The sequence below is a fragment of the Sphaerospermopsis reniformis genome (assembly GCF_005402885.1).
Taxonomy (GTDB): domain Bacteria; phylum Cyanobacteriota; class Cyanobacteriia; order Cyanobacteriales; family Nostocaceae; genus Sphaerospermopsis; species Sphaerospermopsis kisseleviana.
The window spans coordinates 21,181-33,293 of the sequence record NZ_BJCE01000034.1 but is presented as its reverse complement, the minus strand read 5'-3'; the positions used below and the strand labels follow the sequence as shown (position 1 = coordinate 33,293).

The 12,113-nt window shown below is 35.1% G+C and carries 20 protein-coding genes; 8 read left to right on the top strand and 12 right to left on the bottom strand.

Annotated elements, in window-relative coordinates; translation table 11 throughout:
- The first annotated feature begins 186 nt into the window (after nucleotides 1-186).
- From FFR48_RS07345 to FFR48_RS07335, 3 genes are all read left to right on the top strand, one after another.
- On the top strand, nucleotides 187-1,002 hold the full coding sequence (locus FFR48_RS07345) for a hypothetical protein (RefSeq protein ID WP_137666902.1): 816 nt from the start codon (nucleotides 187-189) through the stop codon (nucleotides 1,000-1,002).
- Nucleotides 980-1,162 carry a toxin-antitoxin system HicB family antitoxin gene (locus FFR48_RS07340; protein ID WP_137666901.1) on the top strand — a complete coding sequence of 61 codons (183 nt, stop codon included), beginning with the start codon at nucleotides 980-982 and terminating at the stop codon, nucleotides 1,160-1,162. The genes FFR48_RS07345 and FFR48_RS07340 overlap by 23 nt, the downstream gene beginning before the upstream one ends.
- Before the next feature lie 140 nt (nucleotides 1,163-1,302).
- Entirely contained in the window at nucleotides 1,303-1,470 is a 168-nt protein-coding gene (locus FFR48_RS07335; protein WP_162501855.1) for a hypothetical protein, read from the top strand.
- A 26-nt stretch (nucleotides 1,471-1,496) separates the two neighbouring features.
- On the opposite strand, the gene FFR48_RS07330 is transcribed toward FFR48_RS07335, so the two are convergent.
- The 7 genes from FFR48_RS07330 to FFR48_RS07305 all read right to left on the bottom strand — a co-directional run bounded on the left by FFR48_RS07330 (nucleotide 1,497) and on the right by FFR48_RS07305 (nucleotide 3,694).
- Nucleotides 1,497-1,826: a type II toxin-antitoxin system RelE/ParE family toxin gene (locus FFR48_RS07330; RefSeq protein ID WP_137666900.1), complete on the bottom strand. Its 330-nt coding sequence runs from the start codon at nucleotides 1,824-1,826 to the stop codon at nucleotides 1,497-1,499.
- Nucleotides 1,827-1,834: 8 nt separating this feature from the next.
- Entirely contained in the window at nucleotides 1,835-2,074 is a 240-nt protein-coding gene (locus FFR48_RS07325) for a ribbon-helix-helix domain-containing protein (protein ID WP_137666899.1), read from the bottom strand.
- A 275-nt stretch (nucleotides 2,075-2,349) separates the two neighbouring features.
- The gene (locus FFR48_RS07320) at nucleotides 2,350-2,550 is read right to left on the bottom strand and encodes a phospholipase D-like domain-containing protein (protein ID WP_096566407.1); all 201 of its coding nucleotides are present in this window, start codon (nucleotides 2,548-2,550) and stop codon (nucleotides 2,350-2,352) included.
- Nucleotides 2,547-2,846 carry a BrnT family toxin gene (locus FFR48_RS07315; RefSeq protein WP_096566409.1) on the bottom strand — a complete coding sequence of 100 codons (300 nt, stop codon included), beginning with the start codon at nucleotides 2,844-2,846 and terminating at the stop codon, nucleotides 2,547-2,549. The genes FFR48_RS07320 and FFR48_RS07315 overlap by 4 nt, the downstream gene beginning before the upstream one ends.
- Nucleotides 2,847-2,967: 121 nt before the next feature.
- Nucleotides 2,968-3,102 carry a hypothetical protein gene (locus FFR48_RS30020; RefSeq protein ID WP_268932417.1) on the bottom strand — a complete coding sequence of 45 codons (135 nt, stop codon included), beginning with the start codon at nucleotides 3,100-3,102 and terminating at the stop codon, nucleotides 2,968-2,970.
- 17 nt (nucleotides 3,103-3,119) lie between these two features.
- Nucleotides 3,120-3,440 (bottom strand): type II toxin-antitoxin system RelE/ParE family toxin, encoded by a 321-nt coding sequence (locus FFR48_RS07310; RefSeq protein ID WP_137666898.1) that lies wholly within the window; start codon nucleotides 3,438-3,440, stop codon nucleotides 3,120-3,122.
- Nucleotides 3,441-3,442: 2 nt separating this feature from the next.
- A complete protein-coding gene (locus tag FFR48_RS07305; protein WP_137666897.1) occupies nucleotides 3,443-3,694 on the bottom strand; it encodes a type II toxin-antitoxin system ParD family antitoxin in 252 nt (83 codons plus the stop codon).
- A gap of 302 nt (nucleotides 3,695-3,996) precedes the next feature.
- Here FFR48_RS07305 and FFR48_RS07300 point away from each other — a divergent pair, with 302 nt between their 5' ends.
- Together FFR48_RS07300 and FFR48_RS07295 are read left to right on the top strand one after the other, a co-directional pair.
- The gene (locus FFR48_RS07300; RefSeq protein WP_137666896.1) at nucleotides 3,997-4,263 is read left to right on the top strand and encodes a type II toxin-antitoxin system HicA family toxin; all 267 of its coding nucleotides are present in this window, start codon (nucleotides 3,997-3,999) and stop codon (nucleotides 4,261-4,263) included.
- Nucleotides 4,247-4,459, top strand: a complete 213-nt coding sequence (locus FFR48_RS07295; protein WP_137666895.1) for a type II toxin-antitoxin system HicB family antitoxin — start codon at nucleotides 4,247-4,249, stop codon at nucleotides 4,457-4,459. Before FFR48_RS07300 ends, FFR48_RS07295 begins: the two co-directional genes overlap by 17 nt.
- A 44-nt stretch (nucleotides 4,460-4,503) precedes the next feature.
- Here FFR48_RS07295 and FFR48_RS07290 read toward each other — a convergent pair whose 3' ends face one another.
- The 3 genes from FFR48_RS07290 to FFR48_RS07280 all read right to left on the bottom strand — a co-directional run bounded on the left by FFR48_RS07290 (nucleotide 4,504) and on the right by FFR48_RS07280 (nucleotide 5,542).
- A complete protein-coding gene (locus FFR48_RS07290; RefSeq protein ID WP_137666894.1) occupies nucleotides 4,504-4,947 on the bottom strand; it encodes a type II toxin-antitoxin system VapC family toxin in 444 nt (147 codons plus the stop codon).
- Nucleotides 4,935-5,156 carry a hypothetical protein gene (locus FFR48_RS07285; protein ID WP_137666893.1) on the bottom strand — a complete coding sequence of 74 codons (222 nt, stop codon included), beginning with the start codon at nucleotides 5,154-5,156 and terminating at the stop codon, nucleotides 4,935-4,937. Before FFR48_RS07285 ends, FFR48_RS07290 begins: the two co-directional genes overlap by 13 nt.
- 71 nt (nucleotides 5,157-5,227) lie before the next feature.
- Nucleotides 5,228-5,542: a hypothetical protein gene (locus tag FFR48_RS07280; RefSeq protein WP_236104021.1), complete on the bottom strand. Its 315-nt coding sequence runs from the start codon at nucleotides 5,540-5,542 to the stop codon at nucleotides 5,228-5,230.
- 106 nt (nucleotides 5,543-5,648) lie between these two features.
- On the opposite strand from FFR48_RS07280, the gene FFR48_RS07275 reads away from it, so the two are divergent.
- Complete coding sequence (locus FFR48_RS07275) at nucleotides 5,649-6,818, top strand: DNA cytosine methyltransferase (RefSeq protein WP_137666903.1); 1,170 nt, start codon at nucleotides 5,649-5,651, stop codon at nucleotides 6,816-6,818.
- A 440-nt stretch (nucleotides 6,819-7,258) separates the two neighbouring features.
- Here FFR48_RS07275 and FFR48_RS29325 read toward each other — a convergent pair whose 3' ends face one another.
- Nucleotides 7,259-8,587: a tetratricopeptide repeat-containing S1 family peptidase gene (locus tag FFR48_RS29325; RefSeq protein WP_236104020.1), complete on the bottom strand. Its 1,329-nt coding sequence runs from the start codon at nucleotides 8,585-8,587 to the stop codon at nucleotides 7,259-7,261.
- A 148-nt stretch (nucleotides 8,588-8,735) separates the two neighbouring features.
- On the opposite strand from FFR48_RS29325, the gene FFR48_RS07265 reads away from it, so the two are divergent.
- Entirely contained in the window at nucleotides 8,736-10,436 is a 1,701-nt protein-coding gene (locus tag FFR48_RS07265) for a serine/threonine-protein kinase (RefSeq protein ID WP_137666891.1), read from the top strand.
- A gap of 1 nt (nucleotide 10,437) precedes the next feature.
- A complete protein-coding gene (locus FFR48_RS07260; RefSeq protein ID WP_137666890.1) occupies nucleotides 10,438-11,016 on the top strand; it encodes a Uma2 family endonuclease in 579 nt (192 codons plus the stop codon).
- Nucleotides 11,017-11,204: 188 nt separating this feature from the next.
- On the opposite strand, the gene FFR48_RS07255 is transcribed toward FFR48_RS07260, so the two are convergent.
- A complete protein-coding gene (locus FFR48_RS07255; protein WP_137666889.1) occupies nucleotides 11,205-12,089 on the bottom strand; it encodes a S1 family peptidase in 885 nt (294 codons plus the stop codon).
- Nucleotides 12,090-12,113 lie beyond the last annotated feature (24 nt).

The window sequence follows — 12,113 nt, the reverse complement described above, 5'->3', positions numbered from 1 at the left end:
TGGCATCTCTGCAAGTCTTTTTCCATTATCAAGTGGTTGTTTAAATTTTTTACGAATCACCAAACATTTGATTTTCCCAAACTGCTTCATTATGTTCCCTGTTCATAACTCATTTAGGATTGCTATATAATCTCATATTACTTTATTTGTGACTGTCCTTATGATTTAAATATAACTGATGAACAAATGATTAAAATAAAACCAAATTTTCTAGACAGAGTAAAGTTTATAAAAGAAGAATTTCCTTGGGTTGTAGATGAACAACAATATCAATTTATAGTAGAACTGCGACGATTAAGAAACGACACTTTTCACGAGGCTAAGTTGAGAGAAGATGAAGTGATAATTTGCTTAGTTAAAATTTATTATCAAATAATAATAGAGATTCTAAAAGGAGCTACTTTATACCCAGCAGACTATGAATATTATGGAATTTCTCATGATGATTTACGGGAAGATCAAAAACTGCTTAACTATATAGAATCGAAAGGTTTATTAAATGATGGTTTAAAAGATGGCTATATTACCTATTATGAATTAATAGAAAAGGTAGTGAGTCAATATGAATCAGAAGCAGATCAGATATATTACCAAAACATTAATCAAATATTATCTAATGATCTAATAAGAAGAATAGACATCTTAAATGAGATGATTATCTATGTAATTGATTCCTTGAGATCATCTGAAATATTTTATGAAGAACTAGAAAAATTACTTAATGATGAACCAATTAATCAAAGAGATGATACCCATATTGGCGAAAGCGAAAAAGATATAGACGATTTTATTCAAAATATTAATCCATATATTAAGAATAAATATCGCAAGATGGGAAATCTATCAAAAAAACAAATAGACGGATGGAAAGTTCAAGCTAAGAATTTACTAAATGAACAAAAAATTCACGATACACTTAAAAAATGGGGAGAAATAGATAGAAAACTTTCAATATTGTCAAATATCGGAGTTTTATTTAGTGCAGCTAAAGCAAGCAAATGAAGGAAAAATAAAACCGCAATTTAAAGGCAATATACATATTCAAACAACCCCTGAAATTCACCAGAAAATCTATGTTGCTGCGGAAAAACCAGGTGTGGATGTTAAGAGTTGGATAAATGAAGTCCTCACTAATGCTGCGGAAAAAGCTATTGATTCATAATGTGAAATTGTATTAGATATTAGGAATGCGTAGGAAGTGCGATCGCTGTTTTGGAGGTTTGGGGTAGTGAGATCGCTGTTTGGGTATGTAGGTAAGGTGCGATCGCTGTTTGGGGGATGTGGAGGTAGTGCGATCGCTGTTTGGGGGATGTGGAAGGTGCGATCGCTGTTTTGAGGTTTGAGGAAGTGCGATCGCTCTGTAGGGATGTGGAGGGAGTGCGATCGCTTTTTGGGGATGTGGGGAGTGCGTTAGCGAAGCTTACCGAAGGTATCGCTATTTGGGGGTTTGGGAGTGCGATCGCTCTGTAGGGATGTGTGGGGATGCGATCAAAAAACTAAACTTCGTCATCTAAGAATGGCAATAAGTCCTCTAAATCTCTCGCCCCATGTAAAACCCGTAGAACCTCCACCCGTTCCTCTTGAACTTTATAAAAAATCAAATAGTCCTGAAAATTCTTAATCCGCCACTGGCGAATTGTTCCCATATCAGGCAAAGATAACACAACCTTACCCATATTGGGAGTTATCGCCAATTGAGCAAAAGCATACTCAACAAATTCCAAAAACTTCTCTGCTGATTCCCGATTACCGTTCACCAAAATATAATTTGCTTGTTGTCTGATATCCTGAGTAGCACGATTGCGAACAATTACCTGAAAAGCCATACTCACTACTACCCTGCACCAAAGATTGATCGGCGCAAATCCCGCCAATATTCAGGAGTTACAGGTTCTGCTTCTGAGTCCAAACCTTCTTGCAACAAACTAGCTAATTTTGCTTGAGCATCCTTACGCCGTTTATCTTGCTGCAATAACATCAAAAAATAGTCCGCTACAGTATCATAATTGCCAGATTGAAGTTGAATCTCAAGATAAGACTCCAGTTCTTTTGGTATTGGAAAACTCACATTCATAAGTGTCTAATATGAATAAAATTTTATTAGTATCTTATCATTTTTTGGTGGTGGGGGGAGTGCGATTGGCTTCGCCAGTGCCGTAGGCGATCGCTGTTTTAGGATGTGGGAGTGCGATCGCGTTTTGGGGATGTTGGGGGTGCGATCGCGTTTAGGGATGTAGAGAAGTGCGATCGCTGTTTTGGGTTTGGGGAGTGCGTTAGCGAAGCTTACCGAAGGTATCGCGTTTAAGGGATGTGGGAATGCGTTAGTAAAGCTTACCGAAGGTATCGCTATTACTGAATACTTTCAATTAATTTAATATTATTTCTCAACCATTCATTGACTAAAATTTGCACATCAATATTTTTTTCTTGAGCGATTTTTTTGAAAAAATTATCAACATCTGGTTCAAGGTAAATTGGATAATGAAACGTTGCATCAGGGTGATAAAACTTACCTTGTTCAGCTTCTGAAAAATCATATTCTGCTTTCATAGTTTTCTTCCTTGGTAATATTGCTGTTCATTAAAAGTTGCTTTTCGTGCTGAAATGATACGAATCAAACATGAATCTTCATCTGTTTGTTCAAAAGTATGAATAACAACCCTTAAAATACCCGTTTCATCTAAACCTATAGTAATCCATCTGTCTTCATAATCACTATGTTCCTCATCATATAAACTTAATTGATATTGATCACGAAAAACAGTTGATGCCAACCGAAAATTGAGTTGATGTTTACGAATATTTTGTTTTTCTTTGGCTGGATTCCAATCAAAATTATAACGCAAATTTATAAATTACAAAGGATTGAATAAGTTTACACCATGATTATATCATAATTTTATACTTTGACAGCGTTAGTGGTGGCTTACTATAGGTATCGCTGTTTGGGAGTTTGGGGAAAGTGCGTTAGCGGTAGCTTACCGAAGGTATCGCTGTTTTGAAGTTTGGTGATGTGCGATCGCTTTTGGGAATGTGTAGGGGATGCGATCGCTGTTTGGAGATGTGAGGATGAGCGTTAGCGAAGCTTACCGAAGGTATCACCTATTTGATAAACATAACTATTCTTCTTCTGCTAATATCTGTGAAATATCCCGTGCAGCATAAATTAACCGGACAATTTCAATACATTCATCCCCTTGCAAATAAAAAATTAGATATTTTTCAAATCCTTTAACCTGCCACTTTCGCAAACCCACTAAACGAGGATTTCCAATATCATAAACACTACCAATACCCGGTAGTTGTGCTATTTGTGAAAAAGTCTGCCTAGTAGCATCAAAAAAACTCAATGCTGCATCGAAATTGCTCTGTGCAATGTAAGCAAACTGTTCATCTAGATCAGCACTAGCCTTTGGTCTAATTATAATTCGCCTAGTCATTGTTATGATTTGCGAATTTTTTCAATCAGTTGGGAGCGTTTTTGTTCCCACCATTCATCTGTAATTTCTATTCCTTCACCGCTATCTAATCCTTCCAATAATAACTTTTCTATTCTTGATTGTTGGACTCTTTCTAAGTCTTGACGAATCAAATGTCTAATGTATTCGCTGGTTGTACTGTAGCCACCTTTTTCAACCTGTTCGTTGATAAAATCCCGCATAGAATCGGGAAGAGAAATATTTACTGTAGTCATAATTAACAAGTGTTGATTTTTCTGACTATTTTATTATGGCAAATATTGTCAATTTTTGTCAAACAGTCTGCACACTGATCGCTTGTTGAGGGTGTTGTAGGTGCAAGATATGAGTTTAGGGATGTAGAGGAAGTGCGATCGCTGTTTTGAAATGTTGGGGTGCGATCGCTGTTTTGGGTTTTGGAGGGAGTGCGATCGCGTTTTGGGAGTGTTTGGGATGCGATCGCTGTTTTGCGGATGTAGAGAAGTGCGATCGCTGAAATCGTTTATTATAGAGATTTGAACCAATAAAATCATAACTTGTGAGTCAACAAGACACGCTATTAGCTAAAATTTTATCAGGCGCATCTGATACAAATATATCCTTTGAGCAACTGTGTCAACTATTAATCAAATTAGGATTTGATGAAAGAATTCGTGGAAGTCACCACATTTTTACAAAAGAAGGAGTTGAAGAAATCTTGAATCTCCAACCCAAACAAGGAAAAGCCAAAACATATCAAATTAAACAAGTCCGTGAAGTTTTACTCAAATATCAGCTAGGAGGTCAAGATGACTCTACGGTATGAAATTATTATTTATTGGAGTGAAGAAGACCAAGCATTTATCGCAGAAGTTCCAGATTTACCGGGATGCGCTGCTGATGGAAAAACTTATCAAGAAGCACTGCAAAATATAGAAATTATTATGCATGAATGGATAGAAACTGCTCAAGAGTTAGGTCGAAAAATTCCTGAACCTACACAGCGTTTAATGTCTGCTTAATTGAGGATGTAGGGAGTGCAATCGCTGCATTTAATTAACAATAATTAACTCATCAATTGATTTAAAACCAACACAGTTAACCCTGGTAAAGAAGGTAAACGTATATCATTTGTCAAGAAAAAAGACGCACCACCATAAATAGCAGTGGCCATTTGAATAGCATCCGGTGTTCTTAAATTGTAATCTGCTCTTAATTTAGCTGCATTTTCAGCGATATCTGGTAAAACTTCAATAGTTGTTAAACCTTGAGAATTGAAAAGAATATCACGATATTGTTGAGCTAATATTGTATTTCCCGGACGTAAAGGATAAACTAAAACTTCTGATACAGTTAAAACCGACGTGACAACACTAAACTCACCTCTATACATTGCTGTGAAAAAAGCATCTGTAACTTCTAAATAGCTAGGATTTTCTTCTATAAAATAAATTAGCGGTGCAGTATCTAAACCTATAATTTTATCCTGTAATTCATTTAACCATTCCATGAATCACGCTCCTGATTGACATATTCCTGAGCGTCAATATTTTCCCAAGTTTCTTTACCTAAACCACGTAACTCTAAAATACTACGCTTTGGCTTTGGTGTCATTTTCCATTGTTGACGAATTAAGATAGATAAATCTTCAACTAATTTAAGCTGTTCTTCAGAAGTCAGATTTTTAGCTTGTTCTAACAATTCTTGATAATTAGACATAAATTTTTTCGCTTGTTTTCTACCTTAATTTCACTATACTCTCAATATCAGCAATAGCAGTAGGTGAAATCTCAATCCGGTATGGCATATTTTTCCTTAAATTCTGCAAATGCTTGATTTAAGGGCATACCTTCGCCTTGTTCAAACTCATTTATACTTTGACGTATTTTAGCAACAGATTCTAATAATTCCAGTCTATCAATCAGTTTTTGATAACTTTCAGCATCTTGAACCACAGCAGCAGCTTTAGCAACTAAACCCGACGCAGTGATATTTTGATCGCACGTCAACAACTGTACAATTTCACCTTTACTAGATAAAACTAACGCAGTTGCTGCAATTTGTCTATCGTGCATTTCATTAATTGAATATAAGCTCATAGTCATTTCAATAACAATTGCTATTATTAGATGTAAAAGATGTAACCAATCATCAATATTGCATATTCAAGGAGTATATAATTAGTGATATTAACAATTGGGAGCAACAACCGTGATAGATGGTAAAGCTATTTCTATTTCATTATTTACAGGTGCTTATGGTCTAGATTTAGGATTAGAAGAAGCAGGTTTTCATACTGTAACTGTAGTAGAAAAAGATCGTGATGCTGTTAAAACAATAGCTCTTAATCGTCCATTCCTCCAAGAAAGTGCAATTTCCAGAGAAATACAAAACGTCACCTCTCAACAATTATTAGAAGAAGGGGGAAGAGTTTTAAATTTAGGACGTGCTTTACAACCACAAGAAGTTGATTTAGTTACAGGTGGTCCACCATGTCAACCATTTAGTACCGCAGGAAAAAGAGGTTCAGTAATAGACCCTCGCGGTAGTTTATTTATGGACTTTATTCGCATTGTTAAAGAAGTCCAACCTCGTTTTTTCTTAATGGAAAATGTTAAAGGTTTGCTTTCTGCTCCACTGCGTCATCGGCCAATTAATCAACGGGGAAAAGATTACCCACCTTTAGAAACTGATGAAATGCCTGGTGCTGCTTTAAAAGTAGTATTATCAGAAATGCAAGCAATAGGATATAACATAGTTTATAACCTATTAGAAGCAGCAGATTATGGAGTACCCCAAAATCGAGAGCGTGTCATATTTATCGGTTCTAGAGATGGTGAAACTGCTACATTTCCTATTCCTAAATATTGCAAAAATGGTCAAACTTTACCTAAATGGAGAACATTAAAAAATGCTTTAACTGGTTTACTTGATGTAGAACCAGAATTTATGTCTTATTCAGAAAATCGTTTAAAGTATTTGAAATTATTAAAAGCTGGACAAAATTGGCGACATTTACCAGAAGATTTAAAAAAAGAAGCTATGGGAGGAGCTTATAATTCTGGAGGGGGAAAAGTCGGTTTTTATAGAAGATTATCCTGGGATAAACCTTCACCAACAATAACCACAAGTCCCCATCAAAAAGCTACAGATATGTGTCATCCTGTAGAATTACGTTGTTTAACAGTGCGGGAGTCTGCAAGGATTCAAACATTTCCTGATGATTGGATTTTTTATGGTTCTGTAAGTTCTAAATATAAACAAATTGGTAATGCAGTTCCTGTATTGCTTGCGAAAGAAATTGGTAGTTATCTCTTTAAGTTAATTCATGGAAACAAATCGAAAGGTAAAGAGATAGCCGAACAATTATCACTTTTTTAAGTAGAGATCAGCAATTTTCTATTTTGTAGCCAATTCAGCAAAAGCTTTATCAATTTTCTGTAACATATCTCTTATATGATTTTCAACCAGATCATAATCCATAGAAATCATATTCCAAAATCTTTCACCAGCAATACGAGGAATGTTACTTCTATCTGAAAAAGTCCATTTACCTAAATCAAAAGCTGCTATAAATAAAGGGTTTTTATGAATACTTAATTATTTTTTTGCTCTTGGTACTTGAGAACCAGTCAATGTTCCTTTTAAAGTTTTTAATTGTACAAAATTCACTGTTTCTTCCGAAAAAAGTAAAATGTCAATTCCAGTAATTTTAATTCCAAATTCAAACTCCGGGTTAATAATATAAGGACTTCGCTGTTTTGGGTTTGGGGGAGAGCGATCGCTGTTTGGGGATGTGGAGGAAGTGCGTTAGCGAAGCGTCAATATCCAAAAATCATAAACAATCCCCAAAGTCTTTTGATTAATATCTGTGCTTTTTGAGAATCGGCTTTCCTTCCTTGTTTTTCAAAAAGACGCGCAGCTTGCTGTAAGTCAGCTATGGCTGCTTGCCTATCTCCTGATTGAGCTTTAGCAATTCCCCGGTTGTTGTAGGGATCGGCAAGGTTAGGATTAATCTTGATAGCTTGGGTGAAATCATCTATAGCACCTTGCTTATCTCCTGATTCATTACGGACATTTCCCCGGTTGTTGTAGGCTGGGGCATAGTTAGGATTAAACTTGATAGCTAGGGTGAAATCATCTATAGCTCCTTGCTTATCTCCTAATTCCTTACGGACAACTCCCCGGTTGTTGTAGGCATCGGCAAGGTTAGGATTAATCTTGATAGCTTGGGTGAAATCATCTATAGCACCTTGCTTATCTCCTAAATCATTACGGACACTTCCCCGGTTGTAGTAGGCTTGGGCAAAGTTAGGATTAAACTTGATAGCTTCATTATATAAAGCTATTGCACCTTGATAGTCTGATTGATTAAACTGCTCATTACCTTTTTTAAACAGTTCCTGGGCTTTCTTTATTGTTCCTGTCGAATCAGAAACGCCTGTAACTGGTTTTTTATTGGAATTTTGCCCGTGCTTATTTATACTTGATAGTGATACAAGCTGTTTATAAGTATCAATCGGAATCCCTAAAAAATCCCTTGTTTCTAATCTCGCATCAATTGTAGATAGTCCACTTACCCCTATCAAACGACCCTGTTCATCTAAAATTGGACCACCACTCATACCCGGTTTAACAATATTACTTAAAACCAAAGCATACTCATCAACAGGCTGACTTACTACCCTGGCAGTAGTCTCTAAAGGCACATATTCCCGCCCCTTACTTACCTGGTCAGGTGCAGCCCAACCAAAAGCATAAACCGTACTCCCCGCACTCACTTGACTAGAGTTACCAATCTCCACAGGACGATAATTTTCATTACTGGTAAACTGGAATTCTGCCAAATCTATCTTACCAATTCGTTTAACCGTGCTGTAATTAACTTGGTAGGTTTTACCCGTTCCAGTCCTCACAGTATAATTTCCTCTCTTATCAACTACGTGCCAACAAGTGAGAACAGTGTAAGTATTTCCTTCACCTTTAATAATAATACCCGAACCAGTATTAGCCCCATCAATGCGAACTGTAATTTTATCAGCAATATCCCGAACTTGCTGAGGAATAGAAGCTACCGCCCTTTGTGACTGAACAACCACCACAGACGCACAGAGTAAAGCTACTGGTAAACTATAAGTAAATTTCATCATATCCATCACCATAGAACTTGTCTAAATCCATACTGACAGCTAAAGTTAAAAATAACCTCCTGATTCAGACAGTTTACCCGTTCCCAGTCTCGTACTGGTAACACCAATCAACAAAAATCAATAAAAATTCAATTTAATTAAAACCATTATGTTACCTTTGTTCAACAAAAACTTAGTTGGTAAAATCATTTCTGGCAAAAAAGGACGCTATGAAATTATTAGCGAATTAGGTCATGGTGGCTTTGGAAAAACTTATTTAGCCGAAGATTTAGATCATGATAATCAAAAATGTGTAGTTAAACAACTCCTACCTAACCAGCACAAAAAATTAACCCTTCAGGAATTTAGAAAAATTAAAGAACTGTTTGCTAAAGAAGCTCAACACCTAGAAAAATTAAATCATCCCCAAATTCCTAAATTAAAGGAGTATATCATTATCAATAAAAAATTATCCTTGATAGCTAAACAGGAATTTTATATAGTAGAAGAATATATAGAAGGTAAAGAATTACGTCAAGAATTAATTCCCACTCAAAGACTGAGTAATGATCAAGTTTGGGAAATATTGTATAATATTGTTAAAGTTTTAGCATTTGTTCATAGTAAAGCTTTAATTCACAGAGATATCAAACCAGAAAATATTATCAGATGCAAAGACGGAAAACTATTTTTAATTGATTTTGGTTCAGTTAAAGATATGACCGAACTAAAAAAGATCAAATCCTTCATAGTCATGACTTCTGAACCATATACACCAATGGAACAAAAAGATGGTTTTCCTACCTTTACCACAGATATTTATGCTGTAGGTATGATTGGGATTGAAGCCTTAACAGGAATACATCCTGATGTACGTCATCAAAAATACATTACCATAGATGACAACACAGAAAAGTTTATTTGGCGAGATTCTGCTGGTGAAGAACTTAATCAGGAATTAGCTGATGTGATAGATAAGATGGTACATCCTGATTGGCAAAAACGCTATAACACAGCTACCCAAGCATTAGAAGCATTAGACAAAATAAGACCTCTCCATCCTGTACAAAGAATACAACGTAACGAAGAAGTGAATATTATTTCTGTCACCACAGAAAACCCTGGATTAGTATTAGTTTCCCAACAAATGTTAGGAAGTGTATTAAACACAGTCTTAACATTACCAGAAGTGATCACAATTACACCAGAGGCAAAATCATCAAATACTCAGATAATTAATGAAGAACTACTATCACGAAACGTTCTGATTATTGCAGGAATTTCCATAGCATTAGCTGTTGGTTTGCTTAGTTTTAATGTTGTCTCTTCTGGGAAAGCTGATAAACAAAAACCTCAACCCCAAGAAACAATAATCACAGAACCAAAGGATGAGAATTTAACTAAAACCTATGTTGATGATACAAAATACATGAGTTTTAGCATCAAATATTCTGATAAATGGACAGCTACACCAATACAACCAGGAGAAGAAGAAAAAGTAAAATTATATCCCAATGATAAAACTGCAAATAATAATTGTGCTGTAGAATTAATAGTACATATTGCGGATTTAGGAAAAGCATTATCCCTAGATGAATATAAAAATACTGCCTTAAATAGAATTACTCAAGATAGTAATAATTCATCTATAGTGCTGAATGATAGTAAAAAATTAAGCACTTATGACGCATATCAAATAATGTTCAATCGTCAAAAAGATGGATGTCAATTGAAAAAGTTAGAACGAGGAACGGTGAGTTTTAAAAAAGGGTATTATATTATTTATCAAGCACCAGAACAAGATGATAAGAGGTTGTGGCCTTTGGTGGAAAAGATGATTGATTCTTTTGAAATTAAGGATGGTAAATAATATGACAGCACTAACATTAAATCTCAATTCTATTATTAAACTAAATAGAGAGCAATTTTACCAACTCTGTGCAGAAAACCCGGATTTAAAATTAGAACGCAATACTCAAGGAGAGTTAATTATTATGCCACCAACGGGAGGAGAAACGGGGAAAAGCAATGTTAATTTAATATTTCAAGTAGCATCATGGAATGAAACAACCCAACTAGGAGAAGTTTTTGATTCTTCCACAGGATTTACTTTACCAAATGGTGCAGACCGTTCTCCTGATGTTTCTTGGGTAGAAAAATCTCGTTGGGATGGGTTGACTAAAGAACAAAAAGAAAAGTTTATTCCCTTATGTCCTGACTTTGCTATTGAAATTATGTCACCATCGGATAATTTAAAAAAAGTTCAGGATAAAATGCAGGAATATATATTAAATGGTTGTCGCTTAGGTTGGTTAATAAATCGGAAAAAACAGGAAGTAGAAATTTATCGTCCTGGACAAGAAGTAGAGGTTTTAAAATTGCCATTAACTTTATCTGGTGAGGATATTTTACCGGAGTTAGTGGTTAATTTGGGTAAAATTTGGGGATAATGTAGGATAATGTAGGTTGGGTTGAACAAAGTGAAACCCAACACATTCTTATCAATATCAATTTCTGATAAATTTACATCCACCTGAAAAATTTGGTTTTAATGACTTGTAGAATTAAGCTAAATTAAATATTTTGTACATCCTTTAATCCTGGAAATCCTGATTCTAGCAATTTCCTATTCTGACAATTAAAGTTGACAACTTTTAGCCACCACCGCGTCCACCTGCATTTGCAAATTATTTAAATAATTATAATTAATAAACTTCCCGGAATCTTGCGATACAATTAATAATTGAGGCGGTTTAATTTGCACAAATTGCGGTGCAAGTCGCGCTATAGTTTCTATAGGTATTCCCCAACTAGAATTAACTATCATATCCTGCACAGGTTTACAAGGTTGTGAACCATCAATATATAAATCTGGTGTTTCCCATAACGGGTTTTTGTGTAAACCATTAATACCCACTAATTCACTTTGAATATTCAACACAGGTCCTCCACTCATACCTTTATTAATATTATTAGTATATCCCAGTTGATAACTTCCCTCTAAAGGTTTATCAAGAACTAGAGATACATTTCCTTTAATGAAAATTATCTCTTTAATTTCGTTAGTAAACCCAGTAGTAAAAACTTTATCTCCTACGGTTAACCTAGATGAATTTCCCATAGTGGCAATTTGATAAATTTGTTCAGAACTAAATTGCAATAATCCTAAATCATGATCTCCAAATTTCACAATTTGGGAAATTTTAGCTGGATAAATTCTACCATCAGGAGTTTGAATTTGATAAGGTAGATTACTAGCGTTCAATACATGATCATTGGTGATTACAGTATAAATTTCTCCTTGTTTTTTGATCAGTGTTCCTGTTCCTAAAAAACCATTGGAGAGAATTTTCACTGTGATCAATTTTCCTGTTTGTTTTACCTGATAATCTGACAATTGACTGCTATCAGATGACGGTAAAAATGTTGTTTGTTGTGCCGAAAGAAAAATAACTATTCCTCCTAAACAAGTGACAAAAAACAGTGTAAAATTAAGTCCTGACAGTAGATATTTACCAATCATTGTTCTCTGAAAATTATAGGTAAT